Origin of the sequence: Sphingomonas telluris, from assembly GCF_022568775.1 — a bacterium.
In the GTDB taxonomy this organism is placed as follows: Bacteria; Pseudomonadota; Alphaproteobacteria; order Sphingomonadales; family Sphingomonadaceae; genus Sphingomicrobium; species Sphingomicrobium telluris.
Genome location: NZ_JAKZHW010000001.1, coordinates 798,685 through 818,685, shown reverse-complemented (window position 1 = coordinate 818,685; position 20,001 = coordinate 798,685). Strand labels below are relative to the sequence as shown.

General features: G+C 64.3%; 20 protein-coding genes and 1 tRNA gene. 5 read left to right on the top strand and 16 right to left on the bottom strand.

What is annotated here, in order from left to right:
- Positions 1 to 114: 114 nt before the first annotated feature.
- The 12 genes from LZ016_RS04180 to LZ016_RS04125 all read right to left on the bottom strand — a co-directional run bounded on the left by LZ016_RS04180 (position 115) and on the right by LZ016_RS04125 (position 11,691).
- Complete coding sequence (locus tag LZ016_RS04180) at positions 115 to 1,062, bottom strand: glycosyltransferase (RefSeq protein WP_241447453.1); 948 nt, start codon at positions 1,060 to 1,062, stop codon at positions 115 to 117.
- A gap of 101 nt (positions 1,063 to 1,163) precedes the next feature.
- On the bottom strand, positions 1,164 to 2,765 hold the full coding sequence (tig, locus tag LZ016_RS04175; RefSeq protein WP_241447452.1) for a trigger factor: 1,602 nt from the start codon (positions 2,763 to 2,765) through the stop codon (positions 1,164 to 1,166).
- A gap of 57 nt (positions 2,766 to 2,822) precedes the next feature.
- Positions 2,823 to 2,907, bottom strand: a tRNA-Leu gene (locus tag LZ016_RS04170).
- Between the two features lie 281 nt (positions 2,908 to 3,188).
- Positions 3,189 to 3,884: a phosphatase PAP2 family protein gene (locus tag LZ016_RS04165; RefSeq protein WP_241446042.1), complete on the bottom strand. Its 696-nt coding sequence runs from the start codon at positions 3,882 to 3,884 to the stop codon at positions 3,189 to 3,191.
- Complete coding sequence (locus tag LZ016_RS04160; RefSeq protein ID WP_241446041.1) at positions 3,832 to 4,461, bottom strand: hypothetical protein; 630 nt, start codon at positions 4,459 to 4,461, stop codon at positions 3,832 to 3,834. The genes LZ016_RS04165 and LZ016_RS04160 overlap by 53 nt, the downstream gene beginning before the upstream one ends.
- The gene (locus LZ016_RS04155; RefSeq protein ID WP_241446040.1) at positions 4,461 to 5,681 is read right to left on the bottom strand and encodes a M48 family metallopeptidase; all 1,221 of its coding nucleotides are present in this window, start codon (positions 5,679 to 5,681) and stop codon (positions 4,461 to 4,463) included. The genes LZ016_RS04160 and LZ016_RS04155 overlap by 1 nt, the downstream gene beginning before the upstream one ends.
- A complete protein-coding gene (locus LZ016_RS04150; RefSeq protein ID WP_241446039.1) occupies positions 5,681 to 6,454 on the bottom strand; it encodes a hypothetical protein in 774 nt (257 codons plus the stop codon). The genes LZ016_RS04155 and LZ016_RS04150 overlap by 1 nt, the downstream gene beginning before the upstream one ends.
- Positions 6,455 to 6,562: 108 nt before the next feature.
- Positions 6,563 to 8,191 (bottom strand): alkaline phosphatase family protein, encoded by a 1,629-nt coding sequence (locus LZ016_RS04145; protein WP_241446037.1) that lies wholly within the window; start codon positions 8,189 to 8,191, stop codon positions 6,563 to 6,565.
- 22 nt (positions 8,192 to 8,213) lie between these two features.
- Positions 8,214 to 9,695 carry an Asp-tRNA(Asn)/Glu-tRNA(Gln) amidotransferase subunit GatB gene (gene gatB / locus LZ016_RS04140; RefSeq protein ID WP_241446035.1) on the bottom strand — a complete coding sequence of 494 codons (1,482 nt, stop codon included), beginning with the start codon at positions 9,693 to 9,695 and terminating at the stop codon, positions 8,214 to 8,216.
- Positions 9,695 to 11,176 (bottom strand): Asp-tRNA(Asn)/Glu-tRNA(Gln) amidotransferase subunit GatA, encoded by a 1,482-nt coding sequence (gene gatA / locus LZ016_RS04135; RefSeq protein WP_241446033.1) that lies wholly within the window; start codon positions 11,174 to 11,176, stop codon positions 9,695 to 9,697. Before gatA ends, gatB begins: the two co-directional genes overlap by 1 nt.
- A complete protein-coding gene (gatC, locus tag LZ016_RS04130) occupies positions 11,173 to 11,460 on the bottom strand; it encodes an Asp-tRNA(Asn)/Glu-tRNA(Gln) amidotransferase subunit GatC (RefSeq protein ID WP_241447451.1) in 288 nt (95 codons plus the stop codon). The genes gatA and gatC overlap by 4 nt, the downstream gene beginning before the upstream one ends.
- A gap of 69 nt (positions 11,461 to 11,529) precedes the next feature.
- Positions 11,530 to 11,691, bottom strand: a complete 162-nt coding sequence (locus LZ016_RS04125) for a Flp family type IVb pilin (RefSeq protein ID WP_241446031.1) — start codon at positions 11,689 to 11,691, stop codon at positions 11,530 to 11,532.
- A gap of 277 nt (positions 11,692 to 11,968) precedes the next feature.
- Here LZ016_RS04125 and LZ016_RS04120 point away from each other — a divergent pair, with 277 nt between their 5' ends.
- The 3 genes from LZ016_RS04120 to LZ016_RS04110 are packed head-to-tail and all read left to right on the top strand — an operon-like array spanning position 11,969 to position 14,456.
- Entirely contained in the window at positions 11,969 to 13,072 is a 1,104-nt protein-coding gene (locus tag LZ016_RS04120; RefSeq protein ID WP_241446030.1) for a DUF3089 domain-containing protein, read from the top strand.
- On the top strand, positions 13,069 to 13,539 hold the full coding sequence (ruvX, locus tag LZ016_RS04115) for a Holliday junction resolvase RuvX (RefSeq protein WP_241447450.1): 471 nt from the start codon (positions 13,069 to 13,071) through the stop codon (positions 13,537 to 13,539). Before LZ016_RS04120 ends, ruvX begins: the two co-directional genes overlap by 4 nt.
- Positions 13,540 to 13,550: 11 nt before the next feature.
- Positions 13,551 to 14,456: an aspartate carbamoyltransferase catalytic subunit gene (locus LZ016_RS04110; protein ID WP_241446029.1), complete on the top strand. Its 906-nt coding sequence runs from the start codon at positions 13,551 to 13,553 to the stop codon at positions 14,454 to 14,456.
- Here the strand turns inward: LZ016_RS04110 and LZ016_RS04105 are convergent.
- The 3 genes from LZ016_RS04105 to LZ016_RS04095 are packed head-to-tail and all read right to left on the bottom strand — an operon-like array spanning position 14,438 to position 17,153.
- Complete coding sequence (locus LZ016_RS04105) at positions 14,438 to 15,766, bottom strand: SPOR domain-containing protein (RefSeq protein WP_241446028.1); 1,329 nt, start codon at positions 15,764 to 15,766, stop codon at positions 14,438 to 14,440. The genes LZ016_RS04110 and LZ016_RS04105 overlap by 19 nt on opposite strands.
- A gap of 4 nt (positions 15,767 to 15,770) precedes the next feature.
- Complete coding sequence (locus tag LZ016_RS04100) at positions 15,771 to 16,421, bottom strand: hypothetical protein (protein ID WP_436286341.1); 651 nt, start codon at positions 16,419 to 16,421, stop codon at positions 15,771 to 15,773.
- Between the two features lie 15 nt (positions 16,422 to 16,436).
- A complete protein-coding gene (locus tag LZ016_RS04095) occupies positions 16,437 to 17,153 on the bottom strand; it encodes an AAA family ATPase (RefSeq protein WP_241446027.1) in 717 nt (238 codons plus the stop codon).
- A gap of 164 nt (positions 17,154 to 17,317) precedes the next feature.
- Here LZ016_RS04095 and LZ016_RS04090 point away from each other — a divergent pair, with 164 nt between their 5' ends.
- On the top strand, positions 17,318 to 18,199 hold the full coding sequence (locus LZ016_RS04090) for an SPOR domain-containing protein (protein ID WP_241447448.1): 882 nt from the start codon (positions 17,318 to 17,320) through the stop codon (positions 18,197 to 18,199).
- Here the strand turns inward: LZ016_RS04090 and serB are convergent.
- On the bottom strand, positions 18,196 to 19,074 hold the full coding sequence (serB, locus tag LZ016_RS04085) for a phosphoserine phosphatase SerB (RefSeq protein ID WP_241446025.1): 879 nt from the start codon (positions 19,072 to 19,074) through the stop codon (positions 18,196 to 18,198). The genes LZ016_RS04090 and serB overlap by 4 nt on opposite strands.
- Between serB and miaA the strand changes: the two genes are divergently transcribed.
- Complete coding sequence (gene miaA, locus LZ016_RS04080; protein ID WP_241446023.1) at positions 19,067 to 19,999, top strand: tRNA (adenosine(37)-N6)-dimethylallyltransferase MiaA; 933 nt, start codon at positions 19,067 to 19,069, stop codon at positions 19,997 to 19,999. The genes serB and miaA overlap by 8 nt on opposite strands.
- Positions 20,000 to 20,001 lie beyond the last annotated feature (2 nt).

Sequence of the window (20,001 nt, the reverse complement as noted above, 5' to 3'; positions counted from 1 at the left end):
TTTTTCAAGCGGCCAAACGTGCCGCTCACGAAACGAGGCTAACGCATGTCAAAGTATGAAAACAACGGTGGTCACATATCAGTCACAGATTTGCGGACGAGTGATGCAAATCGTCTACACTTGCCCGTTCGCGTTCGGCGCGGGCTGCGACAAATAAGCGAGGCGCCGCATCTCCCGCCGTCCTCGTGTGACCGTGTCCAGGATGAGGCCCGCAAAGAAGCAGAGAACGGCTACGATCGTCATGCCGGTCACGAGGATGGCCGTCGGGAAGCGCGGCACCAATCCGGTCTGCGCGTAGGTCACCACCAGCGGCACGGCCAGGAACAGCGCTGCAAGAAGTAGCAGGAGGCCGATGCCGCCAAAGAAGAGCACGGGACGCTCGATGCGATACAGAGTCACGATCGTCTTCAGGATCCGCCATCCGTCGCGGAAGGTCGAAAGCTTGGAATGAGATCCTTCCGGACGCGCAAGATAGCGGGTTTCGATCTCGCCCACCGGCATGCGGAGCTCTAACGCGTGGACGCTGATCTCCGTCTCGATCTCGAAGCCCTCCGACAAAACAGGGAAGCTCTTCACGAAACGTCGTGAGAACGCCCTGTAACCCGAGAAGATATCGGTGAAACTTCGTCCGAACAGGCCTGCAAGAAGGTTGGTGAAGAGCTTGTTCCCAAGCACGTGACCACCTCGATAGGCCTCGACGGCCTCATGACGGCGAGTGCCCACGACCATGTCCAGTTCTTCGGTCAGGACCATGTCGACCATTTCGGGGGTCGCAGCGGGATCGTAGGTCAGGTCGCCGTCGGCCATGATGTAGACGTCGGCTTCGACGTCCGCGAACATGCGGCGGACCACGCGGCCCTTGCCCTGCTGAGTCTCCGAACGAACGACTGCGCCAGCCGCAGCAGCGACCTCTCTCGTGCGATCGCGACTGTTGTTGTCGTAAACGTAGACGGTTGCTTCGGGGAGAGCGCGCCGGAAGCCTTCCACCGTCGCAGCGATTGCCGCTTCCTCGTTGTAGCAAGGCAGAAGTACGGCAATGCGCGGTTGCTGCTTGGCGGCCATGATCCCCCCGGAGCCGTGCTGCAGATGCGTCAAAGCCCTGCCCCTCCCCTAACGATGTAGAGAGAAAGGCAGGGCTTCGACAAGTCAGTCAGACGATGTGGCTACTTCGCCTTCTTGGCCGGAGCCTTCTTCGCAGCCGGCTTCTTTTCGGCGGCCTCGGCCGCGGCCTTGTTGGCGGGCTCGCTCTTCTTCGGCTTGGCAGGCTTCGGGGCTTCCGCCTTGGTCTCGACGACATCGGCCTGCTTTGCGGCCGGCTTTGCAGCCTTGGCCGGCTTCTCCTCGGCAGCGGGCTCCGCCTTGGCCTTGGCGGCCTTCTTGGGCTTGGCCTTCGCTTCCGGAACGTCGTGTCCGCAGCCCGGACCATGGACGTGGCCTTCCTCGGACTCGAGATCGGCCTCGAGCTCTGCGCGGGTCGCCGTGCGATCGGCGATTTCCGCCTTCGAGAAGAGGAAGTCGACGACCTTGTCTTCATAGAGCGGCGCACGAAGCTGGGCAGCGGCCATCGGCTCCTGCTGGACGTACTGGATGAACCGGTCGCGATCCTTGCCCTGATACTGCGAGGCCGCCTGGCCGATCAGCTGGTTCATCTCGCGCTGGGAGACTTCGACGCCGTTGGCCGCGCCGATCTCCGAAAGCAGCAGGCCGAGGCGCACACGGCGCTCGGCAATCGTGCGATACTCGCCCGCCTCGCTCTCGATCTCCTCGAGAGCAGCCTTCGGATCGGATTCGTGGCTCGCTTCATGCCGCAACTGCTGCATGATGTTCTGGAATTCGGCCTCGACCATCGACTTCGGCACTTCGAACGAGTGGCGCGACGCCAGTTCGTCGAGGAGCCGGCGCTTCATGTGCGTTCGCGTAAGGCCGTTCAGCTCCTGCTGCTGCTGATCGCGAAGGATCCCGCGCAGCTGCTCGATGTCCTGAAGACCGAGGGCCTTGGCGAAATCGTCGTCGATTTTCGTCTCGCCGGCAGTCTTCACGGCCTTGACGGTTACGTCGAACTTGGCTGCCTTGCTCTTGAGGTTCTCGGCACCATAGTCGTCCGGGAACGTCACGTTCACTTCGCGCTTGTCACCAACCTTCGCGCCGACGAGCTGATCCTCGAAGCCTGGGATGAGCTGGCCGGAACCGAGCTCGACCTGCATGTCGCTGCCGGTGCCACCCTCGAACGGCGTTCCGTCGACCGAGCCGACAAAGTCCATGACGACGAGATCGCCGTTAGCAGCCGCATGGCCCTTCTTCGCATCGTTCCAGCTCTTGTTCGCGCTGGCGAGACGCTGGATCTGCTCTTCGATGGCAGCTTCGTCAGTCTCTACGGTCAGGCGCTCGAGCTTGAGATCGTCGATATTGGCCGCGGGAATTTCCGGCAGAGCTTCGAGCTGGACGCGCACCTGCAGATCCTTGCCCGGAGCATAATCCTCCTCGAGAGCGACCTGCGGTTGCATCGCCGGGCGGAGCTTCTGCTCCTGCAGCAACTGCTGCACGCCTTCCTGCACGGCCGTGTTCAGCGCATCCTGCTGGATCGCTTCGCCATGCATCTTGCGGATGAGGTTCGGCGGCACCTTGCCTGGGCGGAAGCCGGGCATCCGCACCTGCGGAGCAAGCCGCCGGACTTCCTGATCGACACGGGCGTCGATGTCCTCGGCGGGAATGGTAAGCATGAAAGCCCGCTTCAGGCCCTCGTTTTCAGTCTCAACCGTCTTGATCACTGTTCAATCCCGTCAAAAGAATTTCGTGTTCCCCGCGCCGCCCAAGGCCGTGCGTGGTGCGCGCGGAGGGACTTGAACCCCCACGTCTTGCGACACTGGAACCTAAATCCAGCGCGTCTACCATTTCCGCCACGCGCGCGCGGACAAGGAGCGGCGCTATAGCAAGGATCGCCGCAGGGGCAACCGCTTAAGGTTCCACAGCGTTCATGGCTTCGAGAAAGGACCATGTAACGTGCAGCAGCAACCGCCCCCTGAAACGCCCGTACCCCAGACGCCCGAGCCGACACAGCCTGGCCAGCCCACTCCCGTTCCGCAGGAAACCCCTCCGCCGCAGGCGCCGATAGACGTGCCGGCGCCCGGCACGACGCCAACGCCGGCGCCGACATCACCGGTCGGCGTAGGCGTGGCTGCTCCGCGGGATTAACGCTGTTGCGGCGGGAAGCGGCGCAAGATGAGGTCGACCGCTTTCTCGGCTACCAGTCCAAGGGCGGCTCCCGCGATGACGTCGCCCAGGAAGTGCTTCCCGCGGACGACTTGGAGAATGGCGATCGTTCCAGCGGCCGCGAGCGCTGCCTCGTGCTGTCGGGGATAGGAGCGGCCCAGGGCTCGCGCCACGGCGATTGAACTCGCCGTGTGGCCGGACGGGAAGCTGTTGTAGGCCGGCTCGTAACGGCGACCCTCTCGCATTTCATAGTGACCGTTGGCGGCGGCAGGCGGTCTCGTACGGTCAATCGACAATTTGAGAATGGTCTTGGCGACAGTGGCGGCGACATGTGCGGCCATCATCCGTGCACCGGCACCGACCAGACGCCAGTCGCGCGTGACTGCACCAGCCGCGATGACCCCGCCCGTGATCGCGTACAGCGGGGGCTGGTCGCCAAGGTCGGCGGCAGGGCCGATCACCCGCACCGGGGAAGACTTGCTGACCGGCTCCAGGCGCTCGGCAACGGCGACGTCCAGCTTCTCCAGCCTCGATAGCTTGCGCTTCTTTCCGGTCTTCGCAGCCGTGACCTCTTCCTGACGGTTTGAAGAGGCCGAACGGCCGTGACGAGCCGCCGTTCCCTCAGGCGCGGATGTGCGCGTTGTTCGCCATTGCCTCGAAGTCGGGCAGCGCATTCGCGTAATAGTGCGAGCGCGCCGCATCGTAGAGCATTAGGTACAGGCGGCCGTCGATGACCGCGCCCACTGCCCTGCCCTTGCGCCATAGCTCATCGCCGTCGAGGTGCTCAAAGTCGAACTGGAAGCCCGGGTATCCCATGAACTGCCTCGGCTGCAGGGCGAGCGTGCGGAATTCCACGGCGCCGCCGCGAACGCGGAAGGCGCTTTCGAGCATCGCCGTGACTTCGGGCGCGGTCATGTCGGAGCGGAACTTCGGAACCTGCCGTTCCTCGGTCTTCCGCTGGCGTATGAGATATTCACCGCTAGGCAGCCCAGAAACGAAGGTGATGCCGTCGAGATAAGGACCGTTCAGGGTCCAGTCCTCGACCCAGCGGATGCTGTCGAAGAAGAAGAACCGCCGCTGCTTGTTCCACGCCCGCGGAGGAATGACCTCGACCGAACCGTTTCCGACCCTCGTCGGCTTGGTCCGTACCAACTGATAAACGCCGAGGTCTGTCCCCTCGCCGACGGATGTGCACCCGCCGAGCAGAAACGCGGCCGCCGTCAGGGCCCACAAAGGCTTACGCATGCTCATCACCCAATCATTTGCCGGATGAACGGCGCGTCGGGCGCCGTCGGCTTCAACTGAAGATATTTGCCGAGAGCCGCCTTGCCCTCACCGCTGCGGCCCTCCTTGATGAGGGACAGGCCGTGCCAGCGCCAGGCATCGGCGGGAGCATCGGGGTAGGCGACCGCGACCGCATAGCTTTGCGCCGCGCGGGCATCGTCCCCGGCGCGGTTGCGAAGGCGCCAGACCTCGCCCTCATAATAGCGGAGCAGACCGTTCCACCCGTCGAGCGCCAGTGTGTTCAGCAGATATTGGCTCGCACCTGGGTCGTTCAGCTTGACCTGATCTTCGAGGAGCATCTCTCGGATCGGACCGATCGTCCTGATGTAGCGGTCTCGCCCGGTCTCATAAGCGCGCCCAGGCACCGTAACTTCAGCCGCCGAAATGCGGAGATCCGCAAAACGTGCATCCTCGGACGGGTGCGTATCGAACAGGTCCGGACGTCGGCGATGCTTGCGTCTGTACGCCGCGCTCGCATTCTCCTCGCCGATGAGTTGTTGCCAGACGTTTGCCATTTCCATCGGCTGATAGCCGGCCTCGGCGATCAGGCGCGCTCCCATCGCGTCGGCTTCCGCCTCCATCTCGCGGCTGTACCGGAACAACGACAGGATCGTCGCCAGCTGGGCGAGCTGAATGTAATCGCCCATGTAGACGCCCGCCCCAGCCCCAGCGACGCCCGCAGCCATCGCGCCGATCGCAAAAATGTCGCTCTTGCGCTTCATGTCGCGCCACGAGCGGATCATGTGCCGCCGCAGGAAGTGGCCGGACTCATGGGCGACGACGCCCGCAAGCTGAGCCTCGTTCCGCATCCTGAGCAGCAAACCGCTAAAGACGACCGCGAACCCCGACGGGAACATCATCGCGTTGAAGTCGGGGACGTGCGCCAGATAGATGCGCATGTCCTTCGCTGCGGGACCGCCGACGTGCCCGATGATGTCCTGAAGGTATCCGACCAGCTGCGGATCCTTGATCAGCAGATTGGACCCCGAAATCTCTTCCTCCGCGCGCTCCATGAGCTGCCACAGGCCTTGCTCGTCGGTGTCGGTCGGCTGGAAATGTGGGCCGATCAGAGGGGCCATGTCCGCGGGACGGATACGCGCTTGCGCGATTCCGGTCGTCAGCGACGCGGCCAGAGCGCCGCCCCCGAGGAGAAGGGAGCGCCGGCTGATGTCGCAGCGGGCGCACATCAGTGCCTCTCCATCGCTTCGCGGACCTCGCGACCGGGCCTCATCCTACCGAGCAGCCGCTCGACCATCTGAGCCGATCCTTGCGGCGTGCGGATGTCACCGAAAGAGACGCCGGGAAGCTGGCTGCCGGTCTGCAGCACGTTGAACCAGACGACTTCGCCGGTGCGAAGATCGACGAGCGAAGCGTAGGCGAACTGGTTGCTTCCACCACTCGGCGCGCAGAAACCGATGAAACAGCCGGCGACGCCCAGAACCTGCAGCGCCGTCCGTCCTGTGGAGGCGATATTGTCCTCGGCGTGGATGAAGAGCGCATAGTCATAACCCGTCCGTCGGCCGAGCGACACGGCGTCTTCACCGAGCGTATATTCAAGGCCTTTGCCACGCTTCGTCGGAAGGGCTGCACCCGAATACTTGTGAAGAGCGATCGACTGGGCGACCGCGAAATTCAATCGCTCGACATCGGCGACCTCGTCTGCGGAGACGTTCGGCAATTCGTTCCGATGGGCGAGGATCAGGATCTTGCCGCCTCGCGCGCCCTGCTCAGCGCGCAATGCCTCGACGATGTTGGCTCGCGCCCGTTCGCTCCAGTCTGCCCGCGGCTGCGCCACCCCGCCCGTCGTCAGCGAATTCACCGTCACGTCCGGCCTCATGACGAGCAGACGGTAATCACCCTGCGGCGGCGTGAACTGGACGTCGGCATACTGGCGCGACTGAACGCAACCCGAAGTGGCTGCACTGGCCACCAACGCGAGCGCCATGCCTGACTTTCGCATCATCACTCCCCCGGACGCAGACACGGTCTGCCACTTTCCAGGACAAAGTGCCCTCAAAAATCTGAACGGCAGATGAAAGAAGGCAAAAAGTGCAGTGAAAAGAATGCACTAGCGCTGCGGGCAGCCAACCCCTTGGACCGAAAGGCAGACCCCGTCGATGGAGTTCGGAGCCAGCCCAAGGCCGATCATCGCAGCGAGTGTGGGCATGATGTCGACCGTGTCGGCGGCCCGCTCGCTCGGCGCCGGGCTCATGCCTTTCCGCCAGAACAGGATCGGCACGCGCCGGTCGTAATCCCAGACGCTGCCGTGGGTCGACGCATAGCCTGGACCCGGTGTTGGAATGGCCAACACATACTTCTTGAGCACCACATAGAAGTCGCCCGAGCGCTTCGGATCGAAGGAAGCACGGACTCGCTGCTCGATCGTCCAGCGATCCGGCGAACCTGATGGGACCGGAAGCTTCGCCAATTGTTCGGCGGTGAAGACGGCTTCGGCCTGCGGATGCGCCTTGTAGAATGCGACTGCTTCCCGCTGGGCCCGGCGCCGCGCGGACGGCGGCAGGCTTCGGTCGACATAAACGTCATTGCCAAGGTCGCCGAGCAGAACTGGGCCGGACAGCTTCAGCCTTTGGCCGATGGTCTTACCGACAAGCGTGGCAGCGAGCGCTGAATCGGCGCGCGTCGCCTGGACGATCCCATTGGCGCGCAGCCGCTCCGGGATGTCGAGACCACCATGATCCGCGGTGAGCACGACGGCATAGTCGATGCCCTCTGCATCCAGCGCGCGGAAGAAGTCGCCCAACTCCCGGTCCAGCGTGAGGAGCTGCAGGCACATCTCGCCGCCGCCGGGACCGTAGCTGTGCCCGACATAGTCGGTTGCGGACAGTCCGACCGACAGAATGTCCGGCGCGGCGTCCTTACCGAGCCGCATTTCCTGGACCAGCCCAGCAGCGACCGCGAGGACCGCTCCGTCGAATTCCGGCGAGGCGCGGAATGCCCGAAGGTCGCCCGCAGCACGCCCAAAGCGGCCCGCGCCGACAGTGAGAGCCGGAGTGAGCGTGATCGGCGTCGCCTTACCCTGGCAAAGGGGCGGCGAATCCAGCGGCGCGCGAGCAGTCGCCAACGCCGCAATAATCGCTGCATTCGCTTTCTGGATCGTCGCCGGAAGCGCCGCTGACTGGCGGTCAGTCGAGAACTTCTTGCCGTCCCAGTACCAGCGCTGGTCGACGTCGTGGCCGCCCATCATCACGGCTGCACGATCTTTGCCGGCCACGGCAACGTTCATGCTCGCCGGCGACCGCTTCTTGAGCAGGTCGCCCAGCGTCGGAACCTGCAGGTGCATCGGAGAAACGGTGTAGTTGGTCGTCGACGAGCCGGGCACACGCTCGTCCTCGGAGCAATAGACGGTCCGGTCGGAGCGGGTCAGCGATTGATCGACCCAGGTATTTGCAATGATCCCGGTGTGCGCGGGATGGGCGCTGGTCAGGATCGTAGAATGGCCCGGGCAAGTCTCCGTACCCGAATGCGCCTGATAGCCGTTGTGGAAGGCCGCGCCGCCGGCGATCCGAGCCAGGCCGCCCGTGAAGTGCGGGCGGTACTCATCGAAAAGGTCGGCCGAGAACTGGTCGACCGAGATGACGACGATCAATTGGGGCGAGCCCGGCTTCAGCGCGGCCGGTGCGTGCGCTGCAACCGGTGCGGCGAAGAAACTCAGAATAAGCGCCGCCAACCCGAGCATACGTACTCCCCGAGACAACATCCTAGCCGTCGAGCTTGGTCCGCAGACGTTCGTTCACGACCTGCGGATTGGCCTTGCCCTGCATCGCCTTCATTGTCTGGCCGACGAAGAAGCCGAAAAGCTGCTGTTTTCCGCCCTTGTACTCTGCGACCTTGTCGGCATTCGCGGTGAGGATCTTGTCGATCTCAGCATCGATGGCACCCGTATCGGACGTCTGCTTGAGCCCGCGTTTTTCGACGATCTCGGCTGCGCCCTCACCTGACTCTAGCATGATCTCGAGCACCTGCTTGGCGATCGTGCCAGAAATCGTGCCGTCCGCGACGAGGCCTAGCAGCTCGGAAGCCTGCGCGGGAGAAATGGGTGAGTCCTCAATGCCTTTACCGAGCCGGTTGAGGGCACCGAACAGTTCGGCGACCACCCAATTTGCGGCCTGAGCGGGCTGAGCCCCCGCTTCGAGCAGTCCGTCGAACCAGCGCGCGGTCTCGACCTCGGCCGTCAGGACACTGCCGTTGTAAGGCGTGATGCCGCTGCTCTCGTAGCGGCGGCGCTTGGCATCCGGCAGCTCGGGCAGCGACGACCGGCACTCCTCGATGAAGGCGTCATCGAGCTCCAGCGGCAGCAGGTCCGGATCCGGGAAATAGCGATAATCGTGCGCATCTTCCTTGGACCGAAGCGTCCGCGTCGTCCCGCGATCGGGGTCAAACAGGCGGGTTTCCTGAGCGACGGTACCACCCTCCTCCAGCACTTCGACCTGGCGGCGAGCCTCATATTCGATGACCTGCATGACGAAGCGCACGGAATTGACGTTCTTCGTCTCGGTCCGGGTGCCGAATTCGGCTCCGGGCTTACGCACGCTGACGTTCACGTCGGCGCGCATGGAGCCCTCCTCCATGTTGCCGTCGCACGATCCGACATAGCGTAGGACCGCTCTCAGCTTCCGCAAATAAGCCCCTGCTTCCGCTGGAGAACGCATGTCCGGCCGCGACACGATTTCCATCAGCGCCACGCCCGCTCGGTTGAGGTCCACGTAGGACATCGTCGGATGCTGGTCGTGCATCAGCTTGCCCGCATCCTGCTCGACGTGGATGCGTTCGATGCCGACGCGCTTGGCGCTCCTCTCGTCCTTTTCGTCGAGCAGGATTTCGACCTCGCCCTCTCCGACCAACGGATGGAAGAGCTGGCTGATCTGGTAGCCCTGCGGAAGGTCCGCGTAGAAGTAGTTCTTCCGGTCGAAGCGGCTCCAGCGATTGATCTGCGCTTCCAGAGCCATCCCGGTGCGCACCGCCTGGCGAATGCACTCCCGGTTGGGCACCGGAAGCATGCCTGGCATGGCCGCGTCGATCAGCGAGACCTGGGTGTTCGGCTCAGCGCCAAACGCCGTGGCAGCTCCGGAGAAGAGCTTGGAAGCCGTTGCGGTGATCTGCGCGTGGACCTCGAGGCCGACGACGACCTCCCACTCGCCTGTCTCGCCCCTGATCCTGAAGGGCGCGGTTGCGTCTGCCATTACCACCACCTCTGCGGCTTCGCCGTGAAGCCGGCTCGTTCTTCGATCGCGAGGCCCGCGTTCAGCACGACCTGCTCATCCAGCTCGCGGCCGATCAGGTGGAGACCGAGCGGCAGTCCCTGCTCATCCAGTCCGCCCGGCACCGACATGGCCGGCAATCCTGCAAGGCTCGCTGGGACGGCGAAGACGTCGTTGAGGTACATCGACACTGGATCCGCCGTCTTGTCCCCAAGGCCGAAAGCGGCGGAGGGAGCCGTTGGAGTCAGGATCAAGTCGCACGCCTCGAACGCCTGCTCGAAGTCGCGCTTGATCAGGGAACGGACCTTCTGCGCCTTGGTGAAATAGGCATCGTAGAAGCCTGCCGAGAGCACGTAAGTGCCGATCATGATGCGCCGGCGTACCTCCGCACCGAAGCCTGCAGCACGCGTTGCCGCGTACATCGCATCGAGATTGCCGCCTTCCGGCACCACGCGGAGACCGTAGCGCACGCCGTCATAGCGGGCGAGGTTCGAGGACGCCTCGGCGGGAGCGATGATGTAATAGGTCGGCAGCGCATATTTCGTGTGCGGAAGGCTGATCTCGACGGGCTCGGCGCCTGCGTCGCGCAGCCATTCGATGCCTTTGTCCCACAGGGCGTTGATATCGCCGGGGACGCCCTCGATGCGATATTCCTTGGGAATACCGATGCGCTTGCCCTTGAGATCGCTCGATAATCCAGCCTCCCAAGCGGGGACCGGCAAGTCGAGCGAGGTGGAATCCTTCGGATCGAACCCGGCCATGGCCTCAAGCATGATCGCGCAGTCGCGAACCGTCTTTGCCATCGGGCCCGCCTGGTCGAGTGAGCTCGCAAACGAGACGATCCCCCAGCGCGAGCAGCGGCCGTAGGTCGGCTTTATGCCGCAAATGCCGGTGAACGCGGCCGGTTGGCGGATAGAACCGCCAGTGTCGGTACCTGTAGCCGCCGGAGCGATGCGCGCAGCGACCGCTGCGGACGAACCACCTGACGAACCGCCAGGTGCGAGGGCTGCATTGCCGCCGTCCTTCCGCCGCCACGGCGAGATGACGGGGCCGTAGGCGCTCGTCTCATTGGACGAGCCCATGGCGAACTCGTCCATGTTCAGCTTGCCGAGCATGCCCGCGCCCGCGCGGCGCAGGTTGGCGGTGACAGTGCTCTCGTAGGGAGGCCTGAAGTCCTTGAGGATCCGGCTGCCGGCGGTCGTATCTACACTGCGCGTCGCGAACAGGTCCTTGATGCCGAGCGGTACCCCGGCCAGCGCTCCCAGTTCGCCGTTACCGCGCGCCTTGTCCGCTGCGTCAGCCGCGGCAAGCGCGTCTTCGGGCGTCTCGACCGTATAGGCATTCAGGGCGCGCGCAGACGCTACTGCCGCATTGTACTGCTCGGCGATCTCGCGCGCCGTGAACTCGCCGGAGCGGAAGCCGTCGCGAAGCTGGGCGATCGTGAGATAGGTCAGATCGCTCATTCGATCACCTTCGGCACGGCGAAGAAGCCGTGTTCCGCGACAGGCGCATTGGCGAGCACATCGTCCCTGCAGTTGCCGTCGGTCACCTTGTCCTCGCGGAGGCGTAGCGTGTTGGGCACGACGGCCGTCAGCGGTTCGATGCCGTCGGTATTCACCTCGCCGAGCAGCTCGACCCAGTCGAGGATGTTGTTGAGTTCGGGCACCAGCCGTTCCAGCTCCTCATCGCTCATCGCGATGCGGGCCAGCTTGGCGATATGCCGCACCTGTTCGTTCGTGACTGACATTGTGCCGCGGGCGATAGCCGCGAGGGTCAGAGGCGGCAAGCCGGACGAAGAGCGTCGGGCCCGTTCAGATCATGAGCAGGAGGAGCCCGAGGTCTCGATGCAGACCCCCGCCTCGTTGGTGGCGGTCGCAGCGACATCGCCCAGCAGCAGAGCCGCGAGGACGAGCCCGGTCCCCAGTATGGCGAGGATGAGCGCATACTCGGCGTTCGAGCCGCCGTCGGTTTTGCGCAATAATGCCCTCAGACTCTTCACAGCGACTTGGCTCCGATGCTCCGCGGCCACCCGAGAGACGGGGCCATAACCGGGAGACTCGAACAACAGGAACTAGGTCCCACCAGGCCTCTCGCATATGCATATCACGTTACCGGTCAATACGGGAACCTCAGCAGGCGCAAATGTCCGAAATTGAAGCGCTTGCCGCATCGGCCGCGTGGCATCGGCTCGTCGAGCAGTGAATTGGCCCGTGAAGGTTGCCCCTCGACCGCCGCGCCAATAAGGGCAGCCGCCAATGTGCGCGCGTCGCTTCCTGCTCGTCATCTTCTGGCTTACCCTGCTTTTCGTCGCAGGCGCGTTCGCCATTTATCAGTTCGGCCAGCAGGTCCTCATCAAGACGGCAACGCCGCAGGGCCACTATCAGCCGCCTGCCGCAACCAGCGGACCGGACTATTCCAAGAACGAAAACTGGATATCCCGCCCCGACAATCCGGACGATCCGTCCGAATGGCTGCCGCAGGGCGTGGCGGAAGCCCAGGATCGGCCTGCAGCGATCTTCTACATCCACCCGACAACTTACCTTGAGCGCGATAAATGGAACGCGCCACTGTCGGGCAATGCGCAAAGCGACTTCCGCGACCGGCTGTTCGTGCAGAGCCAGGCATCGGCCCTGACCAGCGCGGGCCGCGTCTGGGCGCCTCGTTACCGTCAGGCCGCCTTTGGCGCCTTCCTGCTGCGGAACGAGGACGCCCAGAAGGCGCTGAATCTCGCCTTCGCCGACGTGAGCGCGGCTTTCGACGAATTCCTGAAACATTTGCCCCCGGATCAGCCAATCATCCTTGCCGGTCACAGCCAGGGAGCGCTGCACCTCTCGCGGCTGCTTCGGAAGGGGTCGGCACAGCTCAAAGGTCGCCTGGTCGCTGCCTACGTGGTCGGTTGGCCGCTCAGCACTGTTGCCGACCTGCCGCCCTTGGGTCTTGCGGCCTGCACGACCCCCGACCAGACCGGCTGCGTGCTGTCGTGGCAGAGCTTTCGGTCGCCTGCGAACCCTGACCTCATCATGGATGCGTGGCAGGGCACGGTCGGTCCCACCGGGATCAAGCGCGAGCGCAAGGACATGCTGTGCGTCAACCCGCTCACGGGAACGAAGGACGGGAGCGCTGCTCCACAATCGAACCCTGGAACGCTGGTGCCTTCGGCCGACCTGACAACCGCCACGCTCGAGGCGGGCCAGATCGGCGCGCATTGCGACAATGGCCTGCTGATACTGGACGGAAATATTCCCACACTCGGCCCGTACGTGCTGCCGGGAAACAATTTCCACGTGTACGACTATGCGCTCTTTTGGGGCGCAATCCGGAACGACGCGGAGCGGAGGCTGCGGGCTTGGCATCCCTGATTACGACCAGCACGACGGAATTTCTGGCGGCGATCTCGCCGGGAAAGCTCGCCGGTCTGGATGTCGGAACCAAGACGATCGGCCTTGCTGTCTGCGATACCGGCTGGAGCTTTGCCGGGCCATCGGATACCATTCGCCGCACTAAGTTCACCAATGATCTCCAGCAGTTACGGCAGTTCGTTGAGACGAACTCGGTTCGCGGATTGGTCATTGGTCTACCGCTGAACATGGACGGTACCGACTCACCGCGGACCCAGTCCATCCGAGCGTTCGCGCGCAATCTTGCACCTCTCGATCTTCCTATCCTGCTGTGGGACGAGCGCTGGTCGACGCAAGCCGTCGAGCGCGCGATGATCGACGCCGACGTCAGCAGGTCCAAACGAGCGGAAAAAGTCGACGCCCTCGCCGCCGCACACATCCTTCAGGGCGCGATCGACGCTCTGGCAAATCTGCCGCATCAGCATTAGGCGACCCGCTCGTGGACCTTATCTCGATCGACTCCCTCAGCGACAGCCAGATCGAGCGCCTCCTCGCAGAGGGCCGGCGCTGGTTGGAGTACAATCGTTCGGAATCGCGCGGGACGGACAAGCGGCTCCAGAGCAAGCTCGTCTTCAATCTCTTCTACGAGAATTCGACGCGGACGGCGATGTCCTTCGCGGCGGCCGCGCACCGGCTCGGCGCCTCTTCAGTCTTCCTGCCGGTCGAGCAGTCGTCGATCAAGAAGGGAGAGACGTTCGAGGACACGGCGCGCACGCTCAATGCCATGCGCCCGGACGTCGTCGTGATCCGGCATCGCGAGAACGGCGCCCCTGCCGCAATGGCCGGGATCATGGAGTGCGCCGTGATCAACGCGGGCGACGGCACCAATGAGCACCCGACGCAGGCGCTGCTCGATGCCTTGACGCTCTCGACCAGGTTTGGCCGGGTGGAGGGCCTCAAGGTCGCGATCTGCGGCGATATCCGCCACAGCCGCGTCGCCCGGTCCAACGCGAAGCTCCTTCCGCGCCTGGGCGCCGAAGTGCGGCTCGCAGGACCGGCTTCTCTGATGCCTGAGGGTCTCCCTGCCCTCTCGATCGACGAGGCCATCGACGGCGCGGACGTGGTTATGATGCTGCGCGTGCAGCGCGAGCGGCTGGAAGAAGAGCTGGGCGATGCGCCCGGGGAGTATCTGGAGCGCTACGGCCTCACGTCAGACCGGCTGGCGAAGGCGGCTCCGGGCGCAGTCGTCATGCACCCCGGTCCAATGAACCGCGGCGTCGAAATTGCCGACGATGTTGCCGACGATCCGCACCGGTCGCTCATCCAGCTTCAGGTAGAAGCCGGAGTGGCGGTGCGGATGGCCTGCCTGGACCTGCTGTCGGTCGGTTACCGCGACGCGAACTGAACCGGCGCGTCGCCGGCATTGGAGCGCACGAAGCAATTGCCGCCGCGGCTGCGGAGCGACTTGCAGCTGGCGAGGGCGTCACCTTGGGTCTCGAAGCCCTGGATCGACAGACGCCACACCGTGCCCTTTGGTCCGTCGAACTTGGCGCGGACCGGCGCGTAATTGGCAAGCGCCGGATACTTCTTCGACAGCTGCGCCCAGGCCGCGGAAACCCGCTCGGATGAGCTGTAGGCTCCAAGCTGGACGACCGACTTCGACTGGCCCGAGGCCCTCGGGAGCGAGGCACGGCGGACTGGCGCCGGCTTCTTCGGCGCAGCAGCGGGCTTTGCCTTGGGCGCGAAGTTCGAAGCCATGGCCGCGAACGCTGCCGGAGCTTCCGGAGCGATCGCCGCGGCCTGCGAGATAGCGGCAACGTTCGACTGGGCTGCAGGTGTAGGCGTAGGGGCAGGCGCAGGAGACGCCTCAGCGACTGCCGGCACCGGAGCCGGCTGCACCGGAGCGGGCGCCTGAGCAGCCTCGGCAACCTGGACCGGCGGCTGAGCTTCTGCGGCAGCGACTGCTACGCCCGGATTCGTCGGGCTTAGCGCAAGGCGGAACGGCTGGCCCGGATCGACGGCGGCGGGCGAAACGCCAACCAGCGCTGCGACCTGGTCAGAAGCGCGAGCCGGCTTGGCCAATGCCATCCACTGCTGAACCCGCGCATCGACATCCGCAGGCGAAAGGTCCTGGGCGGCCACGGTGCGAGCCGCGACCCAATCGCCCCCAAGAGCATAAGCCAGTGCCAGATTCTGGCGGACACGAGCGTCTGCATCGGACGAGCGAGCGGCGGGCTCGAGAACCTCGACCGCCTGAGCTGGCTGCCCGGCCAGAGCGAGGGCAAGTCCATAGTCCGCCGGCTCGATCATGTTGCGAGCCGAGTCGAGCAGCGCGAGAGCCTGACCATTCTTGCCCTGCGCAATCTGCACGAGCGCAAGCTTCAGGATGACCTGCGGCTGGTTCGGCGCGAGCGAGAGCGCATCAGTGTAAGCCGCTTCAGCCGAGGCGAAGCGTCCCGCACCGAAGTAAGCGTTGGCGAGCACGGCGCGAACGGTGGCGTCCTGCGGGCTGGCCTCGACCGCCTTCTCAGCGAAGTCGATGGCCGAGCTAAAGTCGCCGGATTCGAGCGCCATCTGGGCGCGCAGACCGTAGGCCACATTGGCTTTCGCCGTGTTGAGAGCAGTGCCGTTCCGAGAGGTCGGCGCCGCGCAACCGGCGAGGATCGTTGCAAGAGCTACAGCGGAAACAGCGGAACCGAAACGAAGCGCTTTCATCTCTTTACCCCTTGCGTTTGGCCCTTTCGGCCATTGCCTCGAGCTCAGGCATCCCAGAGAGAAAATGGTCGAGTGCGTCAGTGACCAGAAGCTGTGCCGAGCGGCCATTTACGGCGCATGCCAGACGCAGCTTCAGGTGGCGCTCCCCATCCAAGCGGAGCGTGAAAGCCGCCTTGCCCTTGCTCCCCGGCGCGGCACGCGGCTTCGACGACCGGCGGGCGGCGGGAGCCGGCGCCGGTACGACTGGCAGCTCGAACACGGGCGCCTTGGCGACCGGCTGCTCAGGCAGCTCACCTTCGGGTTCGAAGATCTCGGCAGTCTCGTCGAGAGATTCTTCCTCGTCATTGGAATTGTTGAAACGGTCGGCGATCTCTGCCTGCTGCGTGTGCACGTGCGAGTGCACCGGAGTCAGGCCGGCATGGCCGTTGAGGACCGGATGGTCGGCGATCGGCTCGCCGAATGCGTCATGCTCCTCGTCGCGAGCCGGGACGGCCGCTGGCTTCGGCGGTTCGAAACCCATGTCGTTCCAGCCGAGGTCCTCGAGGTTACCGCCGATCTGGCCGAAACCCTGGGGACGCATGGCGGGACGAGCACCACCCTTGCGGGCGAGCAGTCCGGAGGAGAGGGAAGCAAAAGGCTTCGGTTCGGGATTCACGTACAGGCCCTCCTACTAGCCGGCCACACGACGGCCGAAGCCGCCAACCGGACGGGGCGCTGCCGGAGCCGCCGAGGCGCCACCCGGCGCCGCGAATACAGTCCGGCGGAAATTCTTTTCGAGACGGTCCGAGATGTAGTCCCACAGCTCGGTCACTTCCTGAGCGGAGCGGCCGTTGGGATCGACTTCCATCACCGTGCGGCCGTCGATCATCGAGGCGGCGAAATCGGTGCGATGGTGGAGCGTCACCGGAGCGACCGTGCCATGCTGCGAGAGGGCGACGGCCGCCTCGTAAGTGATCTTGGCTTTCGGAGTGGCCGCATTGACGACGAAGATCAGCGGCTTGCCGGCGCGATCGCACAGATCGACGGTGGCGCCGACGGCGCGAAGATCGTGCGGGCTCGGGCGGGTCGGGATGACGATCAGCTCGGCGACTGCGATGACGCTCTGGATCGCCATGGTGATTGCCGGCGGAGTGTCGATGACAGCAAGGCGGAAGCCCTGCTGGCGAAGGACCTCGAGATCGGAAGCGAGACGGGCAACGGTCGTTTGCGCGAAAGCAGGCATTTCCGCTTCGCGCTCGTTCCACCAGTCTGCAAGGCTTCCCTGCGGGTCGATGTCGATAAGGCAGACTGGGCCTGCCCCCGCTAGCTGCGCCTGCACCGCAAGATGTCCGGACAGGGTCGTCTTACCGGACCCGCCCTTCTGCGATGCCATTGCCAGAACGCGCATGCTTTTCCCCTCGCCCAATCCTTTAATTCGGGGGCTGGAGTGACACTCAAGGCTCTAAAATCTGGTTAACATCGCCAAGACCCTTTTCGGGTTAGCCCCGCCGCCGTACCGTTGTTCAAACGGGAGTCGTACCCATGCGGCCAAGCCAGTTGTCATTGCTTGTGATGTTTGCGTCGCTGTCATGGGCAGCGCCTCTTCAGGCGCAGAGCGTGAAGGCCGGGATAGATGCCTGGCAGCAAGCTGACTATGCGAAAGCTGTCTCAATCTGGCGCCCGCTCGCGGAGGCAGGCGATGCCGACGCGGCCTTCAATCTCGGCCAAGCCTACCGGTTGGGCCGCGGCGTCCCGCTCAATCTCGGCACGGCACAGACCTGGCTCCAGCGCGCAGCCGAAAAAGACCATCTCGACGCGCAGACGACTCTCGGCCTTCTCCTCTTCGGCAACGGCAACCAGGCCGAAGGAGCTCGCTGGCTGAAACAGGCCGCCGAAAAGGGAGACGCCCGGGCCATGCTGATCTTCGGCACGGCGCTGTTCAACGGCGATGGCGTCACGCAGGACCAGGTTCTCGGCTACGCCTACGTCAGCCGTGCAGCGGCCCAAGGGCTCGAACCGGCAAAATCGACGCTGGAGCAAATGAATTCGGTCATGTCCGTCGAGGATCGCAAGAAGGGCGTTGCCATCGCGATGCAGAAGGCGAAGACGCAAGCGAAGGCGGCACCAAAGCCCTCGAAAGTTGCTCAAGCCGCAAAACCTGCTGCTCCCAAACCTGCGGCGATCAAGCCGATGGAGAGATCTCCCTCGGTAGTCGCGACTTCAGGCGCGTGGCGGATCCAGCTTGGCGCGTTTTCGCAGCGATCCTCGGCGGAAGCGCTATTCCGCAAGCTGGCGGGCAGCTCACCGATCGCAGGTCACCAGATGGTCCTGGTTCCGGCTGGCTCCATCACGCGACTTCAGGTCGGTCCGTTTGAGAGCAAGGCGGCGGCATCGTCGGCCTGCGCATCTTTGTCCGCGAAGGGACAGGCGTGCTTCCCGGTCTCGGGCCGCTAAGCAGACACCCAATCGCGCTTGCGGATGCCTTGAGCCCAAAGCAGCGCATCGAGACCATGATAATCGAGCCGCGCGTCGGCAACCTCGGCCAATGCCGGCTTCGCACGATAAGCGACACCTAACCCTGCCTCCTCGATCATCAGTTTGTCATTCGCCCCGTCGCCGATTGCGACAACCTCCTCCGGCTTCAGGCCTAGCTCGCCGCGCATTTCGACGAGCGCGTCGTGCTTCGCTTGCGCATCGACGATCGGGTCTTCGACAGTGCCGTTAAGCTGGCGGCCGTCGAATATGAGCCGGTTGGCACGGATAGAGTTGAAGCCCAGCAGCTTGGCGATGGGATCCGCGAACGATACGAAGCCTCCGGTCACGAGCATGCAATAGGCGCCGCCCACCCGCATGGTGCGGATGAGCGTAGCCGCGCCCGGATTGGGAACGACGCGCTCGGCGACGCAGCGCTTGATCGAGTCCTCGTCGAGGCCCGATAGCATCGCCACGCGCTCGCGAAGCGCCGACTTGAAGTCGAGCTTGCCCTGCATCGCCCGCTCAGTGATCTCGGCGATTTCCCGTTTCAGCCCGACGAAGTCCGCGAGTTCGTCGATGCATTCCTGACCGACCATCGTCGAATCCATGTCGGCCACGAGCAGGCGCTTGAACCGATTCTCCTCCGGCTGAACGAAGACGTCCGTCTCGGGAAGACCTTGGAGCGCCCAGCGGATGGACTTCAGGTCACCTGCGACGCGTAGGTCGACCGCATCGCCCTCATCGACCCAGGCTGCGAAGGCGGCCGTCGGGTCGATCTCTCGAAGCGATCCGAGTGCTCGGTCGATCAGCCTGTCATCAAGTCGCCCGGCTGCTATCAGCGTCGCAATGGCCATACGGGTCGAGAAACCTCCTGTCGCACTCATTGCCGGGCCGACCGCCAGCGGCAAGTCGGCTATGGCTTTAAAATTCGCAGAGCAGGTCGGCGGGGTCGTCGTCAACGCCGACAGCGCGCAATTGTATCGCGATCTTCGCGTGCTGAGCGCCGCCCCTGGCGCGGACGAGCTCTCTCGGGCCGAGCATCGCCTCTACGGCGTACGGAGTGGCGACAATCCATGCTCCGCAGCGGATTGGGCGGAGATGGCACAACGCGAAATCGCAGACGTTCACGAGTCCGGACGCATGCCCATCCTCGTTGGAGGGACCGGCCTCTACCTTCGCACACTGCTGCAGGGCATCGCGCCGGTGCCGCCGATCGATCCGGATATCCGTAAAACGGTTCGCGCGGCCTCATTGGAGACAAACCGAGCGCGATTGTCCGAACTCGACGCGGAGGCGACAGCCAAGCTGAACGCAGCGGACACCACTCGGATCGCGCGTGCGCTCGAGGTCGTTCTGTCGACGGGGCGGACGCTCTCCCAATGGCAGGAAGAACGCGAAGGTGGCATCGGCCATCAGATCGACCTTAGACCGATCATCCTCCTTCCTCCTCGGGACTGGCTCTACCAGCGCTGCGACGAGCGCTTCTCGCGGATGGTTGATGAGGGCGCAGTCGATGAGGTCCGGGCACTGCTGGAGCAAAACCTCGACCCCAACCTGCCTGTCATGCGCGCGATCGGTGTACTCGAGATCCGGGCGTGGCTTCGCGGCGGCCTCGACCGCAACGATTCGATTGCGGCAGGTCAGCAGGCGACACGCCGATATGCCAAGCGCCAATATACCTGGTTCGCTCACCAGCCTCCCTCGGACTGGCCCCGCTTTCACGAGCCGCTGGATACGTCGATGGCCGCAGCGCTGGCCCTGCTCAAAGTGACAGATTAGGC

Excerpts from the sequence above, each read along its gene's own strand:
- LZ016_RS04105 (WP_241446028.1), bottom strand. The coding sequence starts at position 15,766 with ATGAAAGCGCTTCGTTTCGGTTCCGCTGTTTCCGCTGTAGCTCTTGCA.
- serB (WP_241446025.1), bottom strand. The coding sequence starts at position 19,074 with ATGGCCATTGCGACGCTGATAGCAGCCGGGCGACTTGATGACAGGCTG.
- gatC (WP_241447451.1), bottom strand. The coding sequence starts at position 11,460 with ATGTCAGTCACGAACGAACAGGTGCGGCATATCGCCAAGCTGGCCCGC.
- gatA (WP_241446033.1), bottom strand. The coding sequence starts at position 11,176 with ATGAGCGATCTGACCTATCTCACGATCGCCCAGCTTCGCGACGGCTTC.
- miaA (WP_241446023.1), top strand. The coding sequence starts at position 19,067 with ATGGCCATACGGGTCGAGAAACCTCCTGTCGCACTCATTGCCGGGCCG.
- LZ016_RS04155 (WP_241446040.1), bottom strand. The coding sequence starts at position 5,681 with ATGTGCGCCCGCTGCGACATCAGCCGGCGCTCCCTTCTCCTCGGGGGC.
- LZ016_RS04160 (WP_241446041.1), bottom strand. The coding sequence starts at position 4,461 with ATGAGCATGCGTAAGCCTTTGTGGGCCCTGACGGCGGCCGCGTTTCTG.
- LZ016_RS04165 (WP_241446042.1), bottom strand. The coding sequence starts at position 3,884 with ATGCGCTGCCCGACTTCGAGGCAATGGCGAACAACGCGCACATCCGCG.
- LZ016_RS04150 (WP_241446039.1), bottom strand. The coding sequence starts at position 6,454 with ATGCGAAAGTCAGGCATGGCGCTCGCGTTGGTGGCCAGTGCAGCCACT.
- LZ016_RS04095 (WP_241446027.1), bottom strand. The coding sequence starts at position 17,153 with ATGCGCGTTCTGGCAATGGCATCGCAGAAGGGCGGGTCCGGTAAGACG.
- gatB (WP_241446035.1), bottom strand. The coding sequence starts at position 9,695 with ATGGCAGACGCAACCGCGCCCTTCAGGATCAGGGGCGAGACAGGCGAG.
- LZ016_RS04120 (WP_241446030.1), top strand. The coding sequence starts at position 11,969 with ATGTGCGCGCGTCGCTTCCTGCTCGTCATCTTCTGGCTTACCCTGCTT.
- LZ016_RS04180 (WP_241447453.1), bottom strand. The coding sequence starts at position 1,062 with ATGGCCGCCAAGCAGCAACCGCGCATTGCCGTACTTCTGCCTTGCTAC.
- LZ016_RS04145 (WP_241446037.1), bottom strand. The coding sequence starts at position 8,191 with ATGCTCGGGTTGGCGGCGCTTATTCTGAGTTTCTTCGCCGCACCGGTT.
- LZ016_RS04090 (WP_241447448.1), top strand. The coding sequence starts at position 17,318 with ATGTTTGCGTCGCTGTCATGGGCAGCGCCTCTTCAGGCGCAGAGCGTG.